Origin of the sequence: Azotosporobacter soli, assembly GCF_030542965.1 — a bacterium.
GTDB lineage: Bacteria > Bacillota > Negativicutes > SG130 > SG130 > Azotosporobacter > Azotosporobacter soli.
This window is the reverse complement of sequence record NZ_JAUAOA010000001.1, coordinates 183,566-209,419: the sequence shown is the minus strand read 5'-3', so window position 1 is coordinate 209,419 and position 25,854 is coordinate 183,566. Positions and strand designations below refer to the sequence as shown.

10 protein-coding genes are annotated in these 25,854 nt (G+C 54.8%); 8 read left to right on the top strand and 2 right to left on the bottom strand.

Going from position 1 to position 25,854, the window contains the following annotated elements:
- Positions 1-196: 196 nt before the first annotated feature.
- On the top strand, positions 197-15,649 hold the full coding sequence (locus QTL79_RS00925) for an amino acid adenylation domain-containing protein (protein ID WP_346353049.1): 15,453 nt from the start codon (positions 197-199) through the stop codon (positions 15,647-15,649).
- A gap of 21 nt (positions 15,650-15,670) precedes the next feature.
- On the top strand, positions 15,671-16,951 hold the full coding sequence (locus QTL79_RS00920) for an MFS transporter (protein WP_346353048.1): 1,281 nt from the start codon (positions 15,671-15,673) through the stop codon (positions 16,949-16,951).
- A 137-nt stretch (positions 16,952-17,088) separates the two neighbouring features.
- Here QTL79_RS00920 and QTL79_RS00915 read toward each other — a convergent pair whose 3' ends face one another.
- A complete protein-coding gene (locus QTL79_RS00915) occupies positions 17,089-17,997 on the bottom strand; it encodes an AraC family transcriptional regulator (RefSeq protein WP_346353047.1) in 909 nt (302 codons plus the stop codon).
- A gap of 122 nt (positions 17,998-18,119) precedes the next feature.
- Here QTL79_RS00915 and QTL79_RS00910 point away from each other — a divergent pair, with 122 nt between their 5' ends.
- Positions 18,120-18,380 (top strand): hypothetical protein, encoded by a 261-nt coding sequence (locus QTL79_RS00910; protein ID WP_346353046.1) that lies wholly within the window; start codon positions 18,120-18,122, stop codon positions 18,378-18,380.
- Between the two features lie 86 nt (positions 18,381-18,466).
- Here the strand turns inward: QTL79_RS00910 and QTL79_RS00905 are convergent, their stop codons facing one another.
- On the bottom strand, positions 18,467-19,174 hold the full coding sequence (locus tag QTL79_RS00905) for a helix-turn-helix domain-containing protein (protein ID WP_346353045.1): 708 nt from the start codon (positions 19,172-19,174) through the stop codon (positions 18,467-18,469).
- A gap of 264 nt (positions 19,175-19,438) precedes the next feature.
- Between QTL79_RS00905 and QTL79_RS00900 the strand changes: the two genes are divergently transcribed.
- From QTL79_RS00900 to QTL79_RS00880, 5 genes are all read left to right on the top strand, one after another.
- Entirely contained in the window at positions 19,439-20,638 is a 1,200-nt protein-coding gene (locus QTL79_RS00900; RefSeq protein WP_346353044.1) for a MalY/PatB family protein, read from the top strand.
- A gap of 232 nt (positions 20,639-20,870) precedes the next feature.
- The gene (locus QTL79_RS00895) at positions 20,871-22,586 is read left to right on the top strand and encodes a methyl-accepting chemotaxis protein (RefSeq protein ID WP_346353043.1); all 1,716 of its coding nucleotides are present in this window, start codon (positions 20,871-20,873) and stop codon (positions 22,584-22,586) included.
- A gap of 299 nt (positions 22,587-22,885) precedes the next feature.
- Positions 22,886-23,653: an XdhC family protein gene (locus QTL79_RS00890; protein ID WP_346353042.1), complete on the top strand. Its 768-nt coding sequence runs from the start codon at positions 22,886-22,888 to the stop codon at positions 23,651-23,653.
- Position 23,654: 1 nt separating this feature from the next.
- Positions 23,655-23,966 (top strand): XdhC family protein, encoded by a 312-nt coding sequence (locus QTL79_RS00885; protein WP_346353041.1) that lies wholly within the window; start codon positions 23,655-23,657, stop codon positions 23,964-23,966.
- Between the two features lie 81 nt (positions 23,967-24,047).
- Positions 24,048-25,604 (top strand): SLC13 family permease, encoded by a 1,557-nt coding sequence (locus QTL79_RS00880; RefSeq protein WP_346353040.1) that lies wholly within the window; start codon positions 24,048-24,050, stop codon positions 25,602-25,604.
- Positions 25,605-25,854: the final 250 nt, after the last annotated feature.

The window sequence follows — 25,854 nt, the reverse complement described above, 5'->3', positions numbered from 1 at the left end:
GTTCAAGCGCCCTACGGGGCGCTTTTTTATGTAGGAAAATAAAGACATAAGCGCTGTGTGATTTGACTGTTTTAACTCGTAAGCGCACTAAGGAAGGTTTTGGCGGAAAACAAATAGAATAGGCCTATAGAAGATTTATTTGTGCTTAGCCGGTTTGCAGATAAGCATTGGAACGAAAAAAGGAGCGTGCGCGCGAATGGAAAAAAACACGTTTTCGCTGAGTCACCCGCAACAGCGGATCATGTATACGGAGCGGTTTTCCCCTAACACCAGCTTTGCCAACAATACCTGCGTCTTTTGGTTTGCGGCGAAAATGGAAAAGGCGCTCTTAAAAAAGACGCTGGAAGCGATTATCGCGCGGCATGACGCGTTTCGCCTGCAGATGAAAGAGACGGAGAGCGAAAGCGAAGCGGTGCGGCAATACATCAGTGCAGACAACAGCGTAGCGCTGCAGCATGTCGTTTTGGCCGATCGAAAGGAATGCCTCGACTGGGTAAGGGAAAAGGCGCGCGTTGCGTTTCCTCTCTATGCGTCGCCGCTCTATCGCTTTTGCTTCATTGAGACAAAGGACGGCGAGAACGCCTTGATGGCGCAACTGCATCATCTGATCACCGACGGTTGGACGCTAAACTGGCTGGCGCACGAGGTGAATCGCGTCTACCGTTCCCTGCAGCAAGGGGATGTGCAGGAGGAAAAAGCGGCCTATTCTTATCTGCAATACCTGGAACATGAGCGAGAGTATGAAGCGTCAGACGAACGTCTGCGCGATAAAGAATACTGGCTGGAGAAATATGCGGTTTTACCGGAGGAAATGAAGCTGCAGTTTAATAAGCGCAAGGCGGAGACGCTGCGCTGCGGGCGCGAAGAATTTGCGCTGCCGTCGGAACTGGAGCAACGGCTGAAGAAAAACTGCCGGACGCTGCGCACGACGGTCTTTCGCCAGTTCATTGCCGCCGTTGCGTCCTATCTCTGGCGCGTCAGCGGGAACGAGGATCTGGTGCTGGGCGTGCCGTACCACGGACGCGCGAACAGCCAGGCGACGGAAACCGCAGGCATGTTTGTCCGCACCTTGCCGCTCCGGCTTGCAATCGAAGACGAGCAAAGCTTTGCCGGACTGCTAAAGCTGCTCAATGTCGAAATGAAGGCGGTCATTGAGCACAGCGCCTATCCGTACGAACAGCTGGTCTTTGACTTGAAGGAAAAGAACGGCAATCAACCGGAGTTGATCACGGTCAATGTGAGCGAGATCGTGCCGCAGGATACCGAGGAAGTCAGCTTTTGGAACGTCGAGCCCGAACATGAACCGTCGCCGCTGAATTTTTATCTCGAAAAGCAGAGCGCGGATGCGGGCGGTGCGCTGCGCATCATTGCGATGTACCAGGCGGAACTTTTCTCAGCCGAGGAAATCCGGCAAATGCTTTCTGGCATAACCGTTCTGCTTGAAGCGGCGCTTCAGGAGCCGGAAAACGAAGTGCGGCGGCTGCCGCTTTTGCCGCCGGAAGAAGAGAGGCTGGTGCGCGAGACGTTTAATGCGACGCAGGCCGCTTATCATCTCGACACGACGATCCATGCGCTGTTTGAAGCGCAGGCGGAACAATATCCGGAGAAGGACGCGGTCGTCTACAAGGGCGAGTCGCTCAGCTATCGTGAACTGAATGAAAAAGCGAACCGGCTTGCGGCGTTATTGGCAAAGAAAGGCGTAGGGCCGGACTGCATCGTCGGCGTGCTCTTGAACCGCTGTCTCGATATGCTGGTCGCACCACTGGCGATCTTAAAAGCGGGCGGAGCGTATCTGCCGATCGATCCTGCGTATCCGGACGATCGCATCGCCTATATGCTCGCAGACAGCGGTGCGCCTGTTTTGATCAGCCAGCCGGAATTACGCGCGAAAAGCGAAGGTTTTGGCGGCGAGTGGCTTGATCTTGCCGTTTGCAACGCAGACGAAGGTAGTGCGGAAAACGTTGTTTCCGCTGCGACGGCGAAAAATCTTGTCTACGTCATCTATACGTCCGGTTCGACCGGAAGACCGAAGGGCGTGCTGATCGAACATCGCGCACTCTTGAATCTGTGCGCCTGGCAGAACGAGTATCATAATGTGACGGAGAAAGACAGTACCGCGCTGTATTCCGGTTTTGGTTTTGATGCCTGCGTCTGGGAGATTTTTCCGTTCCTGACCGCCGGCGCGACCGTGCATATCATTCCGGAAGAGATGCGGCTTTCGCCGCTGCAGGTCAATGAATATTTTGCGGAACAAAAAATCACGGTTGCCGATCTGCCGACGCAGTTTTGCGAACAGTTCATGGATGTGGCGGAAACGAATGCACTGCGTCGTCTGGTCACCGGCGGCGACAAACTGAAAAGCTACCGCCTCGGTGCGTACAGCCTGACCAATGAATACGGGCCGACCGAATATACGATCTCGGCGACCGCGTTCGAGGTCGACCGTTTTTATGACAATATCCCGATCGGCAAACCGCTGGCTAACACCAGAATCTATATTTTGGACAGACATCAGAACCTGCAGCCGCTCGGCGTGCCGGGCGAGCTTTGCATTGCCGGAGCGCAGCTGGCGCGCGGCTATCTGAACCGTCCCGATCTGACCGCGGAAAAATTCGTCGCAGACCCGTTCTGTCCGGGCGAGAAAATGTATCGCACCGGCGATTCGGCGCGCTGGCTGCGCGACGGTAATGTCGAATTCCTGGGGCGGATCGACTATCAGGTCAAGATCCGCGGTTTTCGCATTGAGCTTGGCGAAATCGAGCAGCAGATTATGCAACATGAAAAAGTCAGAGACGTCACAGTCATTGACCGTGACGACAAAGATGGCAACAAGTATCTCTGCGCCTATCTGGTAACGACCGGTACGCTGGCCGCGGAAGAACTGAATGCGTTTTTGGCCGCTGACTTGCCGGATTATATGATCCCGCCTTATTTCATCATGCTGGATGCGTTGCCGCTCACCGCGAACGGCAAGGTGGATCGCAAGGCGCTGCCGGAACCGGAATTGAAAGGCATGGGCGAGCGAGCCTATGCCGCGCCGCGCAACGAACTGGAGGAACAGCTCGTTGAAATCTGGCAAGAAGTGCTGGGACTCAGCCGGATCGGGATCGACGACAGTTTCTTCGAACTGGGCGGACATTCGCTCAAAGCGGGCATCTTGCAGGCGCGTCTGCAAAAGCGCTGCGGCGTAAAAATTGCATTGGGCGAACTGTTCAAACTGCCGACAATTCGCAGGCTGGCGGAGCGGATCGGGCGCGAAGGCGGCAGCGGCGAAGCCGCCGGTTTCGTTGCGGTGCCGCTGGCCGAGGCGTATCCGGTCTCGCTGGCGCAAAAGGCGATGTATCTGTTGCATCAGGCGGAAGATGTCGGAGCGAGCTACCATGTGGCGATTGCCAACCGCATTGCGGGGCGGGTCGAGGCAAAGCGGTTGGAAGCGGCGTTGAATCAGGTCGTCGAACGGCATGAAGCGCTGCGCACGTCGTTTCTTTTTCAAGACGGAGAAATACTGCAGCGTATCGCGCCAGAGGTAAAGGTGAAATTGGTCTGTCTGCAAGCGGAAGCTTCAGCCGGACAGGCGCGGATCATGGAACTGCTACGGCAGGGCGGTATGGGGCAGGCGTTCGATCTGGAGAAAACGCCGCTCTTGCGCGCTGTTTTAGTCAGACTGACGGAAGAGGAGCACATCTTCCTCATTGAAGTGCACCATATTATTTTTGACGGCATGTCGCTGGACTTTTTCTTCCATGATCTGGCGGCGTTTTACGACGGCGTCAAAATGGAAAAATTGACGTTTCAATATAAGGACTATGCGGCCTGGCATAACGAGTTCCTGCGTTCCCCGCGCCACAAAGAGCAGGAAGATTTCTGGCTGCGCGAGTTAAACGGCGAACTGCCGGTACTGCAACTGACGACCGATTATCCGCGCCCGGCGCAGCAGAGCTTTGCCGGTGACCGGATTGAATGCAAATTGCCGCAAGCGTTGTACGAAAAAATAAAGGATTTGGCGGAGAAGCAGCACGTCAGCCTGAATATGATCCTGCTCAGCGCGTATTACGCGTTACTGGCGCGCTACAGCGGACAGGACGACGTCATTGTCGGAGCGCCGTCGGCCGGGAGGAGTCACCCCGATGCGGCGGGTATGATCGGCGTCTTCGTCAATACGCTGCCCCTGCGCGCGTATCCGTCCGGCGAGAAAACGTTTTTGACTTTGCTGACCGAAGTCAGGGAAACGGTGCTCGGCGCGATGGAGCATCAGGATTATCCGTTCCAGATGTTGATGGAGAAAAAAGGCATTCTACGCGATCTCAGCCGCAATCCGCTTTTCGATACGATGTTCGTGATGCAAAATGCGGGCAACGCCGATTTTCAAAGCGCGGAACTGAAAGGCAGCTTTTTCCCGCTGCAGGGAAGCAATGCGCAGGTCGATCTGACGCTCGAAGCGGAGGAACGCGAACAGTCGCTTGAACTTGTCGTAGAGTATTGCGTGCGTCTTTTCAAGCGGGAAACGATTGAGCGTTTGACGCGGCATTATCTGGCGCTGTTGGAAGAAGTCTGCAAAGCGCCGCAATGTGAGCTTGCACGTTTCAATTTCCTGGACAATCAGGAGCGCGAACGACTGCTGGTCGAGTTCAATCGTACGGCTGCCCCTTATCCGAGCGAGAAGACGGTGCATCAGCTCTTTGAAGAAGCGGCGCTCGCTTGGCCGGAAAAGACCGCACTGGTTTATAAGGAAAAACGTTATAGCTACCGTGAATTGAACACGCGTGCGGATCGTTTGGCGCAAACGCTCGTAGGTTGCGGCATCGGAGCGGATAAAATTGCCGCGCTGCTGCTGGAGCGCTCGGAAGTGTTTGTTGTCGCGGCATTGGCGGTGATGAAAGCGGGCGGCGCATATCTGCCGATCGATCCTGCGTATCCCGATGAGCGGATTGCCTATATGCTCGAAGACAGCGGCGCATTGGCTCTGCTGACGCAAAAGAGCCTGCGCGATAAAGCGCAAAACTATGACGGCAAGATTCTTGCACTGGAAGAGGAAGAAAATTATGCGGACGGGACGATTGCTGCCGCGCCGTCTGTTTCCTCACGCAACCTGGCCTACGTCATCTATACCTCCGGCTCGACCGGAAAGCCGAAAGGCGTGCTGATCGAACACCGCAGTCTCGTCAATCTTTGCTGCTGGCAGAACCGTTATCATCAGGTCGGCAGCGACGATTGCGCGGCCGCGTATTCGGGCTTCGGCTTTGACGCGTCGCTGTGGGAAATCTTCCCCTTTATCACCTGCGGCGCGGAACTGCATATTATTGCCGAAGATATCCGCCTTTCGCCGGAGGCGTTGAACCGCTATTTCGAAGCGAATGGCGTCACGATCACCAATCTGCCGACGCAGTTTTGCGAGCAGTTTATGGAATTGACCGAGAACCGGTCGCTGAAAACGCTGGTCACCGGCGGCGACAAACTGCGCAACTTTAAGCCTCGCAATTACCGTCTGGTCAATGAATACGGCCCGACCGAATATACGATTTCGGCAACCGCGTTCCTGTTGGACAAGGCTTATGAAAATATTCCAATCGGCAAACCGCTGGCCAATACCTGGCTCTATGTGCTCGACCGCCAAATGCAGCTGCAGCCGCAGGGCGTGCCGGGCGAACTTTGCATCGCCGGAGCGCAGCTGGCGCGAGGCTATCTGAACCGGCCGGAACTGACCGCGGAGAAGTTCGTTGCAAATCCGTACGCGACAGGCGAAGAGAATGCGCGGCTCTATAAGACCGGCGATTTGGTGCGCTGGCTGCCGGACGGCAATCTCGAGTTTTTGGGCCGCATCGACCAGCAGGTGAAAATCCGCGGCTATCGGATTGAACTTGGCGAAATCGAGCAGCAGCTGCTCAGCCATCCGGTTGTTACGGATGCGATCGTCATCGACCGCAGCGGTGCAGCGGGAGCCGTCTATCTTTGCGCCTACTTCACGGCGGAAAAAGAAATCAGCCCGGAAGAGGTAAAGGCTTTTTTAGGCAAAGAACTTCCGGACTACATGGTGCCGTCCTGCTTCGTGCAGCTTGCCGCGATTCCGCTCACCGCCAACGGCAAAGTGGATCGGCGCGCGTTGCCTGAGCCTGTTTTCGAGGCGGAAAGCGGCGAGACATATCTTGCGCCGCGCAATCAAACGGAAGAATGTCTGGCGCGCGTCTGGCAGGAGGTGCTCGGCTGCGAGCGCGTCGGCGTGCAGGACAATTTCTTTCATCTGGGCGGCGATTCGATCAAGGCGATTCAGGTGATTTCACGCCTGGGACGCGAGCAAATCAAACTGGAGATGAAGCAGCTTTTCAAATATCCGCGCATCAGCGAATTAAGCGAACAGGTAAGAAAACTGGAAAAGACCGAGGATCGCAGGCCCGTGAGCGGCGAAACACTGCTGACGCCGATTCAGGAATGGTTTTTTGCCGCCGATTTTGCGCAGCCGCAGCACTGGAACCAGTCGAATCTTTTGTATGCCGCAAACGCGCTTGCGCCCGAATTCACCGCGCAGGCGCTCGCTAAAGTGGTGGAACATCACGATGCGTTGCGCATGACGTATCAGATTTCAGACGGCAAGGTGCGGCAATATAACCGCGCAACGGATGAGGGCAGCTTATTTACGCTGACGGTGCGACACGCGTTGGCAGACGAGGATGCAAAGCAGATCGCGATCCAGGAAGGGGAAAAACTGCAGTGCAGCTTCGATCTTGCCGAAGGGCCGCTGTTGAAGGCGACGCTTGTCCAGCAGGGCGCAGCGTCCTATCTGGCGATCGTCGCGCATCATCTGGTGGTCGACAGCTTATCCTGGGAATTTATCCTCGAAGATTTTGCGACCGCATATGAACAGGCGGCAAAAGGCAGACCGCTGCAACTGCCGCCGAAGACCGATTCCTATCAGGCTTGGGCAAAGAGCCTGGCCGAATATGCAAAAAGCCGGGATTTGCTGCGTGAACTGCCGTACTGGAGCGCGATCGAAGCGCGGCCGGTCGACAGGCTGCCGCTTGACCACCCGGACGCAAAAAGCACCGTCGCCGATGAAGCCTCTGCCGCGTTTTCGCTTGGCGCAAAACAAACCGAAGAGCTGCTGAAACTGGCGAACCGCGCTTACAATACCGAAGTCGAGGATCTGCTGCTGGCCGGACTGGCTCTGGCGCTGCGCAACTGGGCGGGACTGGAACGAATCGCGGTCACGCTCGAAGGGCATGGACGCGGGGAGATGCAAAAAGGCATTGACGTCAGCCGGACGGTCGGCTGGTTTACCGCGGCCTATCCGGTGTTGATCGAAGCCGGAAAAGAGCGTGATCCGGGGCTTGTCTTGAAGCGCGTCAAGGAAACGATCCGGCGTATCCCGAACAAGGGCGCCGGTTATGAAATCCTCTGCCGTCTGACGCCGGACGAGTTAAAACCCGGTTTTATTCGCCAGTTGCAGCCGGAAATCGAATTCAATTACATGGGGCAGGTCGATGCGGCCGGCAGCGAGAACGGCTTGTTCCGTATCTCGGCGATCGAAGCCGGCAGAGACGTCAGCGCCGATTCAGCGCGCGATTTCAGGCTGATCGTTTCCGGCGGCATCATGAACGGGGCGCTCGAAGTCTCGCTGAACTACAGCCGGCTCGACTATGACGCAGAGACGATCGCCCGCTTGCTGCAGGGCTATGAACGGGCGCTGCTTGCGCTGCTCGAACATTGCGTCAGCCGGAAAAAGAGCGAAGCCACGCCGTCGGATCTCGGCGACGTCACGCTGACGCTGGAAGAACTGCAGCTCCTGCGTGATCGTTACGGCGAGAACATAGAGGCCGTATATCCGCTCAGCGCAATGCAGCAGGGGATGCTCTTCATCGCGCTGAGCCAGCCGAATTCGGAAGCGTACTTTGAGCAATCGCTGATGGAGATCCGTGGCGAACTGGACGCGGCGCGCTTTGAGCAGCATCTGAACGCGGTCGTCAAAAAGCATGGTGCGCTGCGCACGGCTTTCGTGCATGAGGAAGCCATCCGCCAGGTGGTGCTTGCCGAACGGCAAATTACCATCCATTACGAAGATCTTTCGCAGCAGGCTGCGACACAGCAAGAGGAACGGATTGCCGCCTATCAGGAAAAAGAACGCAAAAAAACGTTCCGTCTCGATGCGGAGCCGCTATTCAGGCTGTCGCTTTTTAAAACCGGCGAGCGTCGCCATATCGCACTGCTCAGTTTTCACCACATCATCATGGACGGCTGGGGCATGAGCATCGTCGCGCAAGATCTGTTCGGCGGCTACGGCGAGCCTCTGCCGGAAACGGCGCCGCAGTACAGACGCTATATCGAATGGCTGCAGCGGCAGGATCAGGAAGAGGCCAAGGCGTACTGGGGGCAATATCTGGCCGGTTGCGACAGCGCCACCGTATTGCCGCAGGTGCAAAACACGGCGAACGGCTATCGCCCCGAGGAAAGTCTGCTCCTTCTGGACCGGAGACTGACCGCAAGGCTGCAGGAAGTCGCGCAAAAAGAGCAGGTTACGCTGAATATCATCCTGCAGGCCGTCTGGGGTATTTTACTGCAACGCTACAACAACCGGGAGGATGTCGTCTTCGGCGCGGTCATCTCAGGACGGACGCCCGAAGTGAGCGAGGCCGAAGAGATGGTCGGCCTGTTTATCAACACGATTCCGGTGCGGGTGCGCTGTACGCCGGAAGCGACGTTCGCGCAAGTGCTGCAGGAAATGCAGGAGGCTTCGCTCGCGGCGGAACGCTACGAGTATTTGCCGCTGGCCGAAATTCAGGCGCAGACAACGCTGCGCAGCGCGCTGATCAGTCATCTGATTGCGTTTCAGAATCTGCCGCAAGGCGGAGAAGGCTTCAAGAGCGGACTCGAGGTAAGCGAGGTCGGCGGCTTCGACCAGATCAGCTATCCGTTCGGTCTGGCAATCGTGCCGGGGCCGGAGATGGAGATCCGTTTCAGTTACAATGCGCTGGCAGTCAAGGCGGCGCTGATCGAAGAGATGCAGGAACAGATGCTCACGGTGCTGGAACAGGTCGCGGCCGAGCCGCAAATGGCCGTGAAGCGGATCGAAATTCTGCCTGCGCGGCAGCGGCAGCGTCTGCTGGAAACGTTCTGCGGCGAGCGACTGGCATTGCCGGACGGGATGACCGCAAACCGTTTGTTTGAGGAAATGGCGGCGCGGTATCCGGAGCGCATCGCGCTGGTCTATAAAGAAGAAAGCTATACGTATGCGCAGCTGAATGAAAAAACGAATCGCCTGGCCCGTCTCTTGCGCGCAAAAGGGATCGGAGCGGACAGCGTCGCGGCGATCATGGTGGAACGCGGCGCGGAAATCGTGCTCGGTTCGCTGGCCGTGATGAAAGCAGGCGGCGCGTATCTGCCGATCGATCCGGCCTATCCGGAAGAGAGAATCGAATATCTGCTCGAAGACAGCGGCGCGCACTTGCTCTTAACGCAGCAAGGCTTGCATGAAAAGGGCGGCGCGTATCAGGGCGAACGCTTGCTGCTGGATGACCCGTCCCTTTATGAAAGAGAAAAAGACGGCAGCAATCCGGATGCGTTAAACAACGAAAACAACCTTGCTTATCTGATTTATACCTCGGGTTCGACCGGGAAACCGAAGGGCGTGCTGATCGAACAGCGGAACCTGATCAATCTTTGCCTCTGGCATCTGCGTTTTCACGGCGTGACGGAAGAGGACCGGGCGGCTGCCTATTCTGGTTTCGGCTTCGATGCTTCGGTCTGGGAAATCTATCCGTTCCTGCTCGCGGGCGCGCAGCTTCATATCCTGCCGGATGCGATACGGCTCGCGCCGCTGGAACTGAACCGTTACTTTGAAACGCACGGCATCACGATCACCAATCTGCCGACGCAGCTTTGCGAGCAGTTTATGGAAATGACGGAGAACCGGTCGCTGAAGACACTGGTCACCGGCGGCGACAAACTGAAATATTACCGGCCGCAGCCGTACCGTCTGGTCAATGAATACGGGCCGACCGAGTATACGGTTTCGGCGACCGCGTTCGTGCTGGACGGGGCGTATGAAAACATACCGATCGGCAAACCGCTGGCGAATACCTGGCTTTATGTGCTCGACAAAGAGGCGCGTTTGCAGCCGGTCGGCGTGCCGGGCGAACTTTGCATCGCAGGAAAACAGCTGGCGCGCGGCTATCACGCGCGGGCGGAGCTGACCGCGGAAAAATTCGTCGCCAATCCGTATGCGACCGGCGAAGAAAATGCACGCCTTTATAAGACCGGCGATTTGGTGCGCTGGCTGCCGGACGGCAATCTTGAATTCCTAGGCCGTATCGACCAGCAGGTGAAAATCCGCGGCTACCGGATCGAACTGGGCGAAATCGAACAGCGTTTGCAAAAGCATGCTGCGGTCAAAGACAATGTGGTCATTGACCGGGAAGATGCGCTGGGCGGCAAATACCTTTGCGCCTATGTCGTGGCCGAACCGGATACGAGCGCGAAAGAACTGAACGAGTATCTGAGTCTGGATCTGCCTGCGTATATGCTGCCGCTGCACTATATCTTCATGGCGGCCATTCCGCTGAATGCCAACGGCAAGATCGAGCGGCGGGCCTTGCCGGAACCGGCGTTGCGCAGCCTTGCCTATGCAGCGCCGCGCAGCGACGAAGAGGCCAGGATGGTGCAGATCTGGCAGGAGGTGCTCGGCGTCGCTGAGATCGGCGTCGAAGACGACTTTTTTGCACTGGGCGGGCACTCGCTCAAGGTCACGCTGCTGATCGCCAAGATTCAAAAGGCGTTTGCGGTGACGCTCGAATATGACGAAGTCTTTGCCCGTCCGACCGTCAGGGCGCTCAGCGAACTGGTCTGCCGCCAGGAAAAAGGCGCGGCAGAACTGATTCCCTGCGTTGGCGAGCGGGAATACTATCCGCTGTCCTCCAAACAGAAACGCATTTTTGTCATGGAGCAAATGAGCGGCATCGGCACGTCGTACCATATCACCAGCGCGTTCATACTGAACGGGCGTCTCGATAAGGCGAAGCTGAGCGCGGCGTTTGACGAACTGCTGAAACGCCATGCTGTCCTGCGCAGCGGCATTCTGCTTGTCGACGGACAGCCGATGCAGCGCGTGGCGGACAAGGTGCATCTGAAAAAAAGCTTGTCGCAGGTGAAGCGGGAGGAGATCAAGGCCCGGCTGGAAGCGTTTGCGCGTCGCTTCGACTTTGCCAAACCGCCGCTTTTGCGCGTCGAATTGCTCGAAGTCAGCGAACAGGAGCATGTCCTGCTCCTCGATGTGCATCATATCGTCTTTGACGGCATTTCGCTGGACATCTTCCTGCGCGAACTGCTGGAACTCTATCAGGGCAAGACGCTGCCGCCGCTAAAGCTGCAGTACGGCGATTTTGCGCTTTGGGAAGAAACAAGGCTGCAGTCGGCGGCGGTCAGGAAGCAGGAAGAGTATTGGCTGCGCGCCTTTGACGGCGAATTGCCGGTGCTCAATCTGCCGCTTGACTACCCGCGCCCTGCACTGCGCAGTTACGAAGGCGAGGTTGTTTCCTTCGGGCTCGATGCGAAACTCAGCGCGGCGCTCAAGGCTCTGGCGGAACGGGAGCAGGCGACGCTGTTCATGCTCCTTCTGGCTGCGTACCAGGTCTTGCTGCATAAATACATCGGCCAGGACGACATTATCGTCGGTACGCCCTCCTCCGGCAGAACGCATGCCGATCTGAACGAGATGCTCGGCATGTTCGTCAGTACGCTGCCCTGCCGCAGTTATCCGTCGCCGGAGAAAACGTTCCAAACGTTTTTAAAAGAAGTGAAGCAGACCTGTCTCGAAACGCTGAATAACCAGGAGTTTCCGTTTGAAATGCTGCTCGAACGCTTGAATATCCGGCGCGATCCGAGCCGCAACCCGCTCTTTGACGTCATGTTCAGCTTTAACGGCAAGGAAGAGTCGGCGCAAAATGAAAAGACGGAGCTTACGCTTCAGCCGTATGAAGGCGGCGCAAGTGCGGCGCAGTTCGACCTGACGCTCGAAGCGGCGGAAGAAGAGAACGGCATCCGGTTGGAATTCGAATACAGCGTCAGCCTGTTTGCGCGTGAGACGGTCGAACGCATGAGCCGTCATTTCGTCAATCTGCTGCGCGCGCTTGCGGCAAACGAAGCGGTCTTGCTCGGCGAGGTCGAAGTCATGACCGCCGCCGAACAAAAAGCGTTGCTGCAACAGTTCGGCAATGCGACGTCGCTGCATTCGGCGCAGCATACGGTGACAGAATTGTTTGCCAGAACGGTCAGACAATTCCCGGAGAAAGCGGCGCTTGTCTTTAAAGAAGAGCGCTACAGTTATCGTGAACTGGATCAAAAGACCGACCGGCTGGCGCAGCTTTTGCGCAGCAAGGGCGTAGGCCGCGAGGACCGCGTCGCGATCATCGTGAACCGTTCGGCGGAGATCATGCTTGCGATTTTGGCGGTGCTGAAGGCGGGCGGCGCTTATGTGCCGATCGATCCCGCTTACGCGCCGGAGCGAATCGCCTATATGCTCGGGGATTGCGGCGCGAAATGGGTGCTGAGCCAGCCTGCGCTGCGGGAGAAATGCGAAACGTTTTCCGGCGAGTGGCTGGATCTGACGCAGGAGGAACTGTACGCAGGCGAAGCGGCAGCGATCGAGAACCAGAGCGAACCGGGCGATCTGGCGTATGTCATTTATACCTCCGGTTCTACCGGCAATCCCAAAGGCGTCATGGTCGAACATCGCAACCTGGTCAATCTTTGCAACTGGCACAGGGAATATCACGCGGTTACGGCGGCGGACAACGCGGCCGCCTATTCGGGCTTTGGTTTCGACGCTTCGGTCTGGGAGACGATGCCGTTCATTACCTGCGGCGCGACGCTGCACATCATCGCGGACGAATTGCGCCTCTCGCCGTTCGAACTGAACGAGTACTTCGAGGCGCAGCAGATCACGATCACCAATCTGCCGACGCAGTTTTGCGAGCAGTTCATTGCGCTGGTCGACAACGAGTCGCTGCGGACGCTGGTCACCGGCGGCGACAAACTGAAAAGTTACCGGCCGCGCAAATATAAGCTGGTCAACGAATACGGCCCGACCGAGTGCACGGTCTCGGCCACGGTCTTCGAAGTGGACAGGGAATATGCCAATATTCCGATCGGCAAAGCGCTCAGCAATACCTGGCTCTATGTACTGGATGAAAAGCTGCGCTTGCAGCCGCCGGGCGTTGCGGGAGAACTTTGCATCGCGGGCAGTCAAGTGGCGCGCGGCTATCTGAACCAGCCGGAACTGACTGCGGAGAAATTCGCGCCGAACCCGTTTGCGCTGGGCGAGAAGAACGCCAGAATCTACAGAACCGGCGACCTGGTGCGCTGGCTGCCGGACGGCAATCTCGAATTTTTGGGTCGCATCGATCAACAGGTCAAGATACGCGGTTATCGGATCGAACTCGGTGAGATCGAGCAGCAGATCCTGCGTCATGACGGCGTCGAGGATGCGGTGGTAATCGAGGCGTTCGACCCAAGCGGCGCGAACTATCTTGCGGCGTATCTGGTGCTGCGCGAAGCGCGCCCGGCGGTGGAGGAGTTAAAAGAGTTCCTGTTGCGCTATCTGCCGGAATATATGCTGCCGTCCTGCTTCATGGAAGTCGCGGCGATACCGCTTACCGCCAACGGCAAGATCGACCGGCGCGCGTTGCCTGAACCCGCGTTTAGCTGCGGCGAAACGGAAAACCGGGCTACATACCAGGCAGCGGCCAATCCGGGCGAGGCGCAGATGCTCAAGGTATGGAAAGAGGTGCTGGGCAAAGAGGAACTCGGCGTACAGGATAATTTCTTCCAGATCGGCGGCAACTCGATCAAGGCGATCACCGTGACCGCAAAGCTGCAGCCTTATTTTGAAATCAACATCAATCAGATCTTCGAGCACCAGACCGTCGAAGCGCTCGCTGCGAACTGCAAAAGCAAGCAGAACAAGCGCAATCAAAGACTGGCGCAATTGAAAGAGCGTTTCCGCCAGCAAGAACCGGAACTGAGCGAGCGTGCGCTCCAAGAGGTTGAGAAAAAACTGGCTGCGTACCGGAACGCGAATGCGCGTTACGAAGCGCTCGACCTGAGCGGGAAAAGAGAGTACCGGAACGTGCTGCTTACCGGAGCGACCGGCTATCTCGGCTGCCATCTGCTGCGCGAACTTTTGGAGACGTCAAAGAGCGGAATCGTCCTGCCGGTCAGGGCGGCGAGCGAGGAGGAAGCGAAGCGGCGTCTGCAGGAAAAAATGGTCTACTATTTCGGCGCAGCGTTTGCCGAACGCGCGCTGGCTTCAAACCGGCTGGATGTTATCCCTGCCGATCTGCAGGAAGCGCAGTTCGGTCTGACGCCGGAGGCGTATGCAGCGCTTGTCAGAAAGGTCGACTGCATTTTGCACAGCGCCGCCAATGTACGTCATTACGGCCATTATGAGGAGTTTCGGCGCAGCAACGTCGAAACGACGCTGGCGCTGCTCGCTTTGGCCGAGCAGGGAGACAGGAAGGACTTTCATCATATCTCCACCATTTCGGTCAGTGAGGGGCGGATCGATGGCTGCGAAGCGGCGGTGTTCAGCGAATACGAGACCGATATCGGCCAGGAACCGGAAAATTATTACCTGAAGACTAAGTTGGAAGCGGAGAAGGCGGTAGCCGCCGCGCGGGAACGAGGCTTGAACGCCAACATCTACCGGGTCGGCAATATCGTCTTCCAGTCGGATAGCGGCGTTTATCAGGAAAATATCGAGGAGAATGCCTTTTATCTGCAGGTAAAAGCCTTCGTCAATCTCGGCGTCGTGCCGGAAGGGACCGAAGTCGAATTCTCGTTTGTCGACCAACTGGCGGCAGCGATTGTGCGTTTGGCCTCTTGTCCGGCCTTGCGCCAGGAGACGCATCATCTCTACAATACGCAGAATCTGCTCCTGGAGGAAGTTTTGACCGATGCGGCGCTTAAGCTGCAGGTGCAAAGCCTGTCTTACGAAGCTTTCATCGATTATCTGGAACGCCGCTATGATAATGCCGCTTTCCAAAAGCATATCGAGCAGATCATGCTGCACTTCGGCTGGATGGATGAGGCGGACGACAAGGCGGAAGAGACGCGCGAGGCCAAGCTGCTTGTCTGGGGAGAGAAAACCGAGCTTCTGTTGAAGAAACTTGGCTTTGCCTGGGCGGAGCTGAACAGCGCGGCTTTGCAGAAAATGATCTTCCGGGCGCTGACGGAGCGCAGCGAATTCCTGCTGCAAACGCCGTTCTTCAAAGACCTATCCGAGACGGAGGCGGCCGGGCTTGCGGCACAGTCGCAGCTTCGGCTCTATGACGACGAAAGCAGCCTCGTTTGGGAAGGGGATGCGAACGACACGTTCTATCTGCTTGTCGACGGGTTTGCTGAAATCAGCCGCAGCTCGGCCGGCGGTTGGTCGGGTACGCTGCGCATCGCGGGCGAAAAGGATTTCCTCGGCGAAGAAAGTCTTTTCGGCGAAGCAAATGCTGCCGTTACCGCAGAAGCCGTGATGGGCGACGTGGTCGCGCTGGCGATACCTGCCGAACTGTTGAAAGAAAGGCTGCAAAGCAATCCGGCTGCTGCGTTCGCGCTGCTGCAGGAAATGCACAAACGGGTACGACGCTTGGAAAAACTGGTCGTCAGCATGAGCTAGAAGAAAAGAAAGGAGTATGCTATGAAGCTGCTTGCAAGATTGAAGGATCATCCGCTCGCGCTTTTCCCGGATTTTCGCAATTTCTTCATCGGCGATATCCTGGTGGCGGTGGCCGAACGTTTCTTTGCGATCACCTTTGCCTGGTGGATCATTTCGCAGGACGGGGAAAACGGAAAGTGGCTCGGCGTGCTGATGGCGGTCGAAGCAATTCCGATTCTTTGCCTAAGCCCGTTCGTCGGACCGTTGATCGACCGCTATAATAAGAAGGTCTGCATGTTGATGGGCGTCTTTATGCAACTCTTCTTCGTCTCGTTGATCGCATATCTGATGGCGGTCGGCAAATTGGAATTCGTTTATCTCGTTGCCTTGAGTTTTTGCATGAGCTGCTTTGTGCCGCAGTTTGAAGATGCGGTGAGCGCTTCGGTCGGCAAACTCGTCGATGAGGAACATCTTTCCGGGGCGACGACGATACAGGCTTCGACGATCGAATTTTCCAACATCATCGCAGCCGCGCTCAGTACGAGCATCATTGCCGCTGCGGGAATCCTTTCGGCCGTATACGTCAATCTGGCGCTCTATGTCATCGGCATCTTCTTCTTGCTGCTGATCAAAAGCGATCTCTCGCCGGAAGAAGCGGAAGAAGGTGAGGAAGAAGAAGGCTACCTGCAGGAATTGAAAAAAGGATTGCGCTATGTCTGGGATTTCAAGGCGCTGCGCTGGTATGCGCTGATCTATGCGCTGGAAACGTTTCTGATCGTGCCGATCTTCATTTTGATTCCGATGCTGGTTCGCTATGTGCTGGCGGAAAGCGTCAACTGGGTCGCGGTTTTTGAAATCGCCCTTTCGGCCGGTGCGGTGCTGATGACCGTACTGATGAGCTTCCGACAGCGTTATCGCAATTATTATCCGCTCTACGCGAGCGGGCTGGCGGCAATCGGTTTGGCGATGGCGGCGCTGGCCTGCCTGGAGGACGAGTATCTGATGACCGCGCTGATCTTTGTGATCGGCATGGCATTTGCCGCGCTGATGTCATTTTCCTTCATGCTCTTTCAGCATACCGTGCCGCAGGAGTTGAAAGGACGCTTCTTCGGACTGATGAGCACGATTGCCGCAGGCATGGCGCCGCTCTCGTACCTTTTCGTCGGCACTGCCGCCGATTATGCATCCGTCGATGCAGTGCTGCTGATCTGCGGCATCGGCGCGCTCCTCTTGGCCGGAGTGGTGCTTGCGATACCGCGCGTGCGCCAGCATATCGGCTACGACGATGATGGGAACGAGGTCGAACTGCCGGACGAAGATTGAACGTTCGCGTGAACAAACAAGTGGGCTGTCTCGAAAATAAGAGAAATCTTATTTTGAGACGGCCCACTTGTTTTGTTTATAGGCGTTCAAAAACATCCAGGGTAAAATAACTTTGTCTTGGCTGTTTTTGAGTGATGTTAGTTTTTTTGTTGCTGCTTTCGATACGCTGTCGGCGTGATGTCCAAAAAGCGCTTGAAAGTTTTGGCGAAATAACTGGGACTGTCAAAACCGGTTCGACTGCAAATTTCGGTGATCGGCGCGGCGGTGTCTGTTAAAAGGCGTGCGGCCAACGACACTCGATGTTTGAGCAGATACTGTATCGGCGCAAGGCCGATGTTCTTTTTAAAACAACGCAGACATTCGCGGCTGCTGATGCTGGCTGCCGCGGCAATTTGCGATAGTTCCAGCGGCTCGGCATAGTGCTGGTGCAAAAAATCCAGCATGCTTTTGATGCGCAGCGTGTCGGGATTTTCACTGCGTTGTTGCAGTAAAACGGATTGCAGCGTTGTGACAAGCAGATAGGAAAGGCGGGACAGGTTTTCGCGGACAAGAAATTCATAGCCGAAACTTTCTGCGGCGTAGGCTTCGTAGGCGGCGCGAATGCATTGCACGGCTTCGGCGTGCCACTCGGTTTTGCTGTAGAAGGGAACGCCGGGCAAAAGGCGGCAGTCGAGCAAAGGACGGATATAGCGCTGTTCAAAAATGCTTTCCGCCGCACCTGTGATCAGGTTCGGATGAAAGACCAGCGAGGCCAGAGTGCAGTCGGCGTCGGAAGCAGCGGCAAGCTGCGCGGAATGCAATATGTTGGAGTTGATGAAAGCGCCGTCGCCTTGCTCTAAGGTGAACGTCATGCCGGGCAAACTTATGCGTAAAATACCGCTGCATACGACGAGTACTTCGAGTTCTTCATGCCAATGCCAGGGTAGATCCGGCGTATGATGACCGATCTGCGAAAGATAAGCGCCGCAGGGGAACATGGGCGTGCCGCGCACTTTCAACTCGCGGCGGTCGGAAGCTAACGTCAGCGTACATGTTTGGATAAGCATCGCACGGCTCCTTGTCGAAGATGGCGTTTTTATTATAGTATATGGCGATTTTATTATTGTTGCAAGGAATGGGCGGCGATATCATTATGACAACGAACGAAGTGTAAAGTGAGATGATTCAGATGAAAAAAGAGATGACTTGTCTGACGTTCTTCGACATTAAGGATGCTTCGTGCTTTTTTAACCGGATCAATCATTGCGTTGCACCGGTTATGCTGCGCATGCCCAACGGCGAGGCAAAAGACCTGCGTTTCAATTTCCTGGCGCAGAATTTTTTGACCTGGATGGACCCGTCCGGCAGTATTCCTAAATTGAAATTGCAATGCAATAGTCCCCAGGATGTCGAACAGTTGGTGCAGTTTATGCTTGAAGCAAGATCGTAATAGGGTGAGCCGTCCTATTCGGTCCGAGCGGTCGAAGGGGGCGGCTTTTGATCAATATAGCGTTTAAGCGAATCTGTGGAAGAGCTTTACGTAACCGATAACATATTATAAATCTTCATTGTGCGGATATCGTCTTTGGAAATTTTAAGTTCATTGATCAATTCCAGGTTTTCTTCTAACGGAATCTTAGAGAAAAGCATTTTTAAGGCGATTGGCATAAAAGGGCGGAATGAAACGCCGGACATTAAACCCCATTTTTTTTCGGAGTCTAAGAAAGAAGCAAGAATGTTAATGGTAATGTTTTCGAGTGGAGTGGCTTGATTTTTCAAAAGAATAGTTGTGAGCGTATCGTAGTGTTCCGTGTAACCCCAATAGGTATTTTCACATTCCTGATAATGTTTCCAATCTTTGATGTTCATATACAGTACGGTTTTATAACGGTTGGTGTCGGGCTGCGCTACAATATCGATTATGCAGCGCACCAGCTTGTTGCTCCGGCCGTCATAAAAATACGAATAAAAGCGCGTAGAATTTTTGAAGAAAGTGGATGGCGTATTGTTTGCCAGGATAGAAGGTTTGCGAGGTTCCAGATAAAGAAGTTGCTCCACCTGGATGTTTAAAACGGCGGCAAGGTTGTAAAGCGTGACTAAATCGAGTGTGATGTCGCCGCTTTCGTATTTGGATAAAGTAGCCTTGCTTTTCGAAATGGCATCGGCCAGTTGTTGTATTGTCAGGCCTTTGGATTTGCGGAAACTTTTAATCTTTTGTCCAACCTCTTGCGTTATCTTGCTCACGGGCGGATTCCTCCAAGCGGATTTGATTTGTAAAACAGAGCAGGTATGAAAAAGGTTCGTGAAAATACGAAAAAAGCATAAATGAGGATGCGATTGATAAGATTTATTATGATCATAGCATGATTGGCCTTATTTGCATATTTTAAAGAAACAAATATGAGTGAAAGTTTCTTTAAAATAGAAAAGACGTTGTTTGTTTCCTAGGAATGCGTATGGGATAATGAGGTTGTCAGTTCTTATTTTTAAAGAAAAGGGGAGAAAACAATGCAGTATAATTTTGATGAAATGATCGACCGCAAAAACACCAATGCGATGAATACCGATGGGTTTAGGGAATATATTTTTCAAGCGCCTGCCAGTATGCAGTTTCCTTATGATGATGACAAGTTTGTTCGCATGTGGGTTGCAGACATGGAGTTTGCTTCGCCGCCGGAAATTATTAGTGCGATCAAAGAACGTTTGGACAAACGGATTTTTGGTTATACGAAGGTGTTTGATCCGGAGTACTACCAGGCTTTCGTTAATTGGACAAAACGCCAGTATGACTGGAGTTTCGCCAAAGAGCAGCTCGTCACTTCGCCGGGCATTATTCCTGCGCTGTATGAGTTGGTCGAATATATCTGCAAACCGGACGAAAAGATTTTGATCGTCACACCGTCCTATGCTTTTTTCAAACATGCCGCCGACTATAACAAGATTGAATTGGTGTGCTCCGCTTTAGTGAACGATCAGGGGTACTACACGATGGATTTCGCGGATCTGGAGGAAAAAGCGCAAGACGAGAAAGTGTCGTTGTGTATTTTCTGCAATCCGCACAATCCCAGTGGGCGGGTCTGGACGCCGGAGGAATTGAAACGGTTCGGCGAGATTTGCCTTAGCAACAATCTGTGGATCATCTCCGATGAAATCCATTGCGACTTGCTACGTAACGGTCAGGTGCATACGCCGCTGGCCAAAGTTTTTCCGGAAACGGACCGGATCATTACCTGCATGGCGCCGAGCAAAACGTTTAACATGGCGGGCTTGATGTTTTCAAACATCATCATCCCAAATGAAAATTTGAGGGAAATTTGGCGGGCACGTCACTATAGCTTTGAAAATCCGCTCAGCATTGCGGCAGCGCAGGCGGCCTACCAGCACGGCGAAGCGTGGCTGAAGCAGCTGAAGGTTTATCTGGACGGAAACTTTGCGTTTCTCAAGCAGTATCTGGAGCGCCATTTGCCGAAAGCGGTCTTTCGTATTCCCGAAGCGACCTATCTTGCCTGGCTGGATATCGGCGCATATCTGCCTGATGAAGAAAATATGCCGCTCTACTTTGCCAATCAGGCTGGCGTCTTGCTGGAAGGCGGAAATATGTTTGTCGCCAATTCAGACGGTTTTATCCGGCTCAATCTGGCCTGCCCGCGCGCTGTTTTAGAAGAGGGCTTGAAAAGAATTTGCGCCGCGCTGAACAAGGCGGAGTGAAAAAAAGAAGGAGCGGACGCCGTTTTTAGATGGCGTCCGTTTATTTTTTTTATTTGGGGAAAAATGAGCGAAAAAGAAGCAGGAATTCGCTCTTGCGTTAGAGAAAAGGTGAAAATACAAAAGGGATTATTTGGAAAAACAAATAAGACGGCACGAAGCTGTCGTACGATAGAGCAAGCGGATCGATGAGCTGAGCGGAAAATTCTAAGAGCGCAAGCGAAAGGAGAGCATCATGAATTTTTTGGTCAATATCAAGGTGGGAAAGAAAATCGGTTTGTTGATTGTACTGGCAGTCTTCTTCACGTCTTTGATCGGCTATACCGGCTACCATTATTTGCAGCAGGCCGACAGCAGCTTAAGTGGAATGTACAGCGAAAACCTGATCCCGACGGAACTGGCCAATGAGAACCGCGCGCATATCAATCGCGTATCGGCGGATATCCTGGAACTGATGCTGACGACTGATGATGCACGCAATGCGGCGCTGGAAAAAGACATGACGGAGCGGGCAAAAGCATTCAATGAGAACATGACTGCGATCGAGAAGGCGAATCTTTCGGAAAAGGCGCGCAAGGAACTAAATGAGATGAAAGCAATCATTGCGAAATACCGCGATGCAAGAGCGCCGGTGCTCAAACTGGCCTTGGAGAATAAGAATGCCGAAGCGTATGCGATCTACGCGGTTTCGGTGGCGCCGCTCGCCGACGCCGCCGCGCTCAAATGCAAGGAATTATCGAAGGTCCTGGTAGACGATGCGGCGGAAGTGAACCGAAAGAATCACGAGGCGATGGGCAGCGCGGCCAAGATGATGTCGCTGACGGTGCTCGCTTCGCTGCTGGTGCTCTGCTTCTTCGGCTGGAACGTCACGCGGATGATCACGGGCCCGCTGGCTGCGATGGTGCTCTTCGCCAAGGAGATGGCGGACGGCGATTTTCGCGATAAAGCGCGCAAAGTGAAACGGCATGACGAGTTCGGCGATGTGGGCGATTCCCTGGCGGAAATGCGTTCAGAGCTTCGCCGTCTGATGACGGAAATTCATCAGTCAGCCGAACAGTTGGCGGCTTCTGCCGAGGAGATGACCGCGAGTGCGGATCAATCGGCGCAGGCGATCAATCAGGTGGCCCATTCGATCACCGAAGTGGCGCGCGGCGCTGCCGAACAACTCGGCGCGGTTGACGGCGCGCGATCCTCGGTCGAAGAAATGTCGCTCAATATTACGCAGGTTGTCAGCGGCGCATCGGAAGCGAACCATAAGTCGGCCGATGCGAACAAGAAGGCCAGCGAAGGCATCGAACTCGCGGATCAGGCGATGAACCAAATGTCGCTCGCGGAAAAGACGATCCGCGAATCGGCCGAAGTCATCGGTACGCTCGGTGAACGTTCGAAAGAGATCGGACAGATCGTCGATGCGATCGCGGGCATCTCCAGCCAGACGAACCTGCTGGCGCTGAACGCCGCGATCGAAGCGGCGCGGGCCGGTGAACACGGACGCGGTTTCGCGGTCGTCGCGGAAGAGGTGCGCAAGCTGGCTGAACAGTCGCAGCAGGCGGCCGAGCAGATCACGCGGATGATCGGCGAGATTCAGCAGGATACGGAAAAGGCGATCCTTGCAATGAATCGCGGCAATCAAGAAGTGAACCGCGGCACCGATGTCGTGAATGCATCCGGCAAGGCCTTCCACGAAATCGGCGGCATGGTGAAACTTGTTACCACGCAGACGCAGGCGATCTCGGACGCGATCGCGCATGTCGAGCAAAACAGCAAAACCATTGTCGATTCCGTCAGCCAGATCGACCGGCTGAGCAAGGATACGTCAGGCGAAGCGCAGACGGTATCGGCGGCGAGTGAGGAGCAGTCCGCCTCGATGCAGGAAATCGCTTCGGCCAGTCAGATTTTGGCTAAACTGGCGATGGGCTTGCGCAGTTCGCTGAACCGTTTCCAAATCTAAAGTCACTTGGAAAAAAGCCTGCAAGAACGGGCAGGAACCGAAAGATAAAAGGAAACGATAACACGAAGAAGGGAAGCGGGCCGATACGATCGACCCGCTTCCCTTCTTCGATTCTTCGTGTAAAAACATCCTACTTGATTTTGTTCTGTCGACAGTTAAAAGCGTCCTTCGCACAGTACGGCGAAGGACTCTTTTAAAATGAATCCGGCAGGAGTTTTTTTGCCGCATGGGGAACGTCTTTACGAAGCCGCTGGGCGTTAAAACGCAGCGAAAAATGAGCGCGACTGGGGGAAGAAGATTTGACGGACTATGCTAAGATGCTTGCTGCCGCTAAAGAGGGAATACCTGTACAGGTCATTACTTTGATTGGCTGTCCAAACGAGTTTGCCGAACAAATGGGGCAAACGCTCGTCCTTTATCCCGATGGTACTGTGGATGGCGTATTGATTGATGCGACGGTCACCGCCCAGGTGATTGAATATACACGTCGCGTCAGCTCAGATAAACCGGAGGTTTTTCAGCTGGAGCAAAACAGCGCATGTCAGTTTTTCCGGGAAGAATATAGCAGCAGCCGACGGGCGCTCGTTTTTGGCGGAGGACATATCAGCCTGCCGCTGGTGGAGTTTCTCTCGCGGATGGATTTTGCCGTAACCGTGGTGGATGATCGCCCCGAGTTTGCCAACGCGGCGAGATTCCCCTGGGCGAAAAAGGTCATCTGCGAATCCTTCACGCGCGTCTTGAAAGGCGATCTTGCGATCGATAAGAATACGGCCGTGATCATCGTCACGCGCGGGCATCGCTATGACCTCGACTGTTTGAAGGCGACGCTTGCGCAGGATTCCGGCTACATCGGCATGATCGGAAGCAAACGACGCACCGTCGGGATCATCGAACTGATCAGAGAAGAAGGATTTTCGGCGGAAGCGATTCGCAAGCTGCATGCGCCGATCGGCATCGATATCGGCGCGGCGACGCCGACGGAAATCGCACTGAGCATTGCGGCGCAGGTCGTGGGCGTTTTCAACGCCGCTTCGCTTGCTTCGCTCAGTTTGCAGGAGGGATGCTGATATGGACAGGACGATGCTGGAAGCGATCTGTAAAGCCAAGGCGGCCGGAGAACGGGCGGCGCTCATTACCATCGTTAAAACATTGGGCTCAACGCCGCGCAAAGCTGGCAGCAAAATGCTGATCTGGCCTGACGGAAGAAGCCTCGGCAGCATCGGCGGCGGCTGCGCCGAAGCCGATATCAAAAGGCAGGCGCTGATGGCGCTTGACAGTAACCAACCCTTTTTGCATCGGATCGAGATGCTCAATGATGTCGCCGCAAGTGAGGGCATGGTCTGCGGCGGCGTAATGGATGTTTTTATTAGTTTGATTTAAAAAGAGAGAACGATGCAATCCGATATTGTAAGCGGCCGAAGGAGAAGCGATTGCCGTCGGTCTGCTGTGGGAGGCGTTATTATGGCGAACCGTCTGGAAGAGGAGTATGCGACGGACATGAAAATTGAGCGGGCGGAGGCCGCGTTTGATCGGCGGCGTAAAAACGTGGGCTTTATCCTTGGTCCGGCATTGGCGCTGAGCGTTTATTGGCTGCCGTTTGAAGGGCTGGCGGCGACCGCGCATGGGCTGCTGGCTGTGATTGCCTTTGTTGCCGTCTGGTGGATTACCGAACCGGTGCCGATTCCGGTAAGCGCTCTTTTAGGTCCGGTGTTGGCGACGCTGTTTGGCATCGTCACGCCGAACCAGGCTTTTGCACCGTTTGCCAACCCCCTGATTTTTCTGTTCATGGGCAGCTTTATGCTGGCGACAGCGATGATGAGCCATGGACTGGATAAGCGCTTTGCATATGCCATTCTTTCGATGAAATGGGTGGGGTCGAGCCCGACGCGCATTATGTTGGCGCTGGGCTTGGTGACGGCGCTTTGCTCCGGCTGGGTAAGCAACACTGCGACCGCGGCTATGATGATGCCGATTGCGATGGGGCTGCTTTTGGCGATTAAGGATATGCACGCCGCGTCAGGACAGGGTGAATTGGATCTGCACAAATATAAATACGCTACGGGACTGATGCTGATGGCAGGCTATGCGTCTTCGGTAGGCGGCGTATTGACGCCGGTAGGAACGCCGCCCAATCTTATCATGATCGGACTTTTGGAACAGCTTGGCGCGGTAAAAGTGCCTTTTTTTGAATGGATGATCTGGGGCGCAGCGGCCATGGCGGCTTACTTTGTGATTCTCTTCCTCGTCATTAAGCGAATGTTTCCTTCTGAAGTCGATCATATAGAAGGCGCGGAAGAGTTGATTCGAGAACAGCGCGCGCGACTGGGCGCTTGGCGCAGGGGTGAGATCAACGCCGTGATCGCATTCGCGGTGGCGGTAACGCTTTGGGTGCTGCCGGGTTTTCTTGCGATGTTTCTTGGTTCGGATCATTCCATCCTAACGGCGTATAACAAGTACCTCTCGGAAGCGGTGGTTGCAATGCTCGCGGGTTTGCTGCTCTTCTTGCTGCCTACGGACTGGAAAGAACGGCAGTTCACCTTGACCTGGCCCGAAGCGGTCAAGGGCATCGATTGGGGAACGTTGGTGCTTTTCGGCGGCGGACTGTCGTTAGGCAGTATGATGTATACGACCGGACTTTCGAAATGGATCGGCGCGATCATTGTCGATTCGACCGGCGCACAGTCGCAATTGGCGTTGGTGACGGTTTTTGCACTGTTTTCGTTGTGCATGTCTGAGTTGACGTCACATACTGCAGCGACGAATATGGTCGGTCCGTTGGGCATCACCGTTGCTTTGGCGGCGGGGTTAAATCCGGTGCCTGTCGCCGTTGCAATCGCTCTTGCGTCTTCGCTGGGTTTCATGCTTCCGGTATCGACGCCGCCGAATGCGATCGTTTACGCCAGCGGCTTCATCCCCATCACACAAATGATCAAAGCGGGCTTTATTCTCGATCTTATCGGCATTTTTGCCATCACCATACCAATCGCAATTTATATTGTTCGCTGGGTCGGCTATTGAGTGAATAACGCTGAAAAGAGAACGGTCTTGCAAAATGCGAAGACCATTCTCTTTTCTTTTGGCAACGCTCATTTGAAAAAGACATTGACCGTTTTACGAATTTAAACTTCCTCTTTGCGACGTGAACGGGTATGCTTAATGAGAAAAACCGTTGCTGTAAATTTGTCAGGCGCGCAAGGATGTCTTGCAATGAGAGCAAGTAAAATTGTAGGATGTGTTGCGAATATGGAGCTGCGTTTATTGGAAACGT

Bases quoted from the DNA above. Each gene is read 5' to 3' on its own strand.
- QTL79_RS00925 (WP_346353049.1), top strand. From the start codon at position 197: ATGGAAAAAAACACGTTTTCGCTGAGTCACCCGCAACAGCGGATCATG.
- QTL79_RS00920 (WP_346353048.1), top strand. From the start codon at position 15,671: ATGAAGCTGCTTGCAAGATTGAAGGATCATCCGCTCGCGCTTTTCCCG.
- QTL79_RS00915 (WP_346353047.1), bottom strand. From the start codon at position 17,997: ATGCTTATCCAAACATGTACGCTGACGTTAGCTTCCGACCGCCGCGAG.
- QTL79_RS00910 (WP_346353046.1), top strand. From the start codon at position 18,120: ATGAAAAAAGAGATGACTTGTCTGACGTTCTTCGACATTAAGGATGCT.
- QTL79_RS00900 (WP_346353044.1), top strand. From the start codon at position 19,439: ATGCAGTATAATTTTGATGAAATGATCGACCGCAAAAACACCAATGCG.
- QTL79_RS00895 (WP_346353043.1), top strand. From the start codon at position 20,871: ATGAATTTTTTGGTCAATATCAAGGTGGGAAAGAAAATCGGTTTGTTG.
- QTL79_RS00885 (WP_346353041.1), top strand. From the start codon at position 23,655: ATGGACAGGACGATGCTGGAAGCGATCTGTAAAGCCAAGGCGGCCGGA.
- QTL79_RS00880 (WP_346353040.1), top strand. From the start codon at position 24,048: ATGGCGAACCGTCTGGAAGAGGAGTATGCGACGGACATGAAAATTGAG.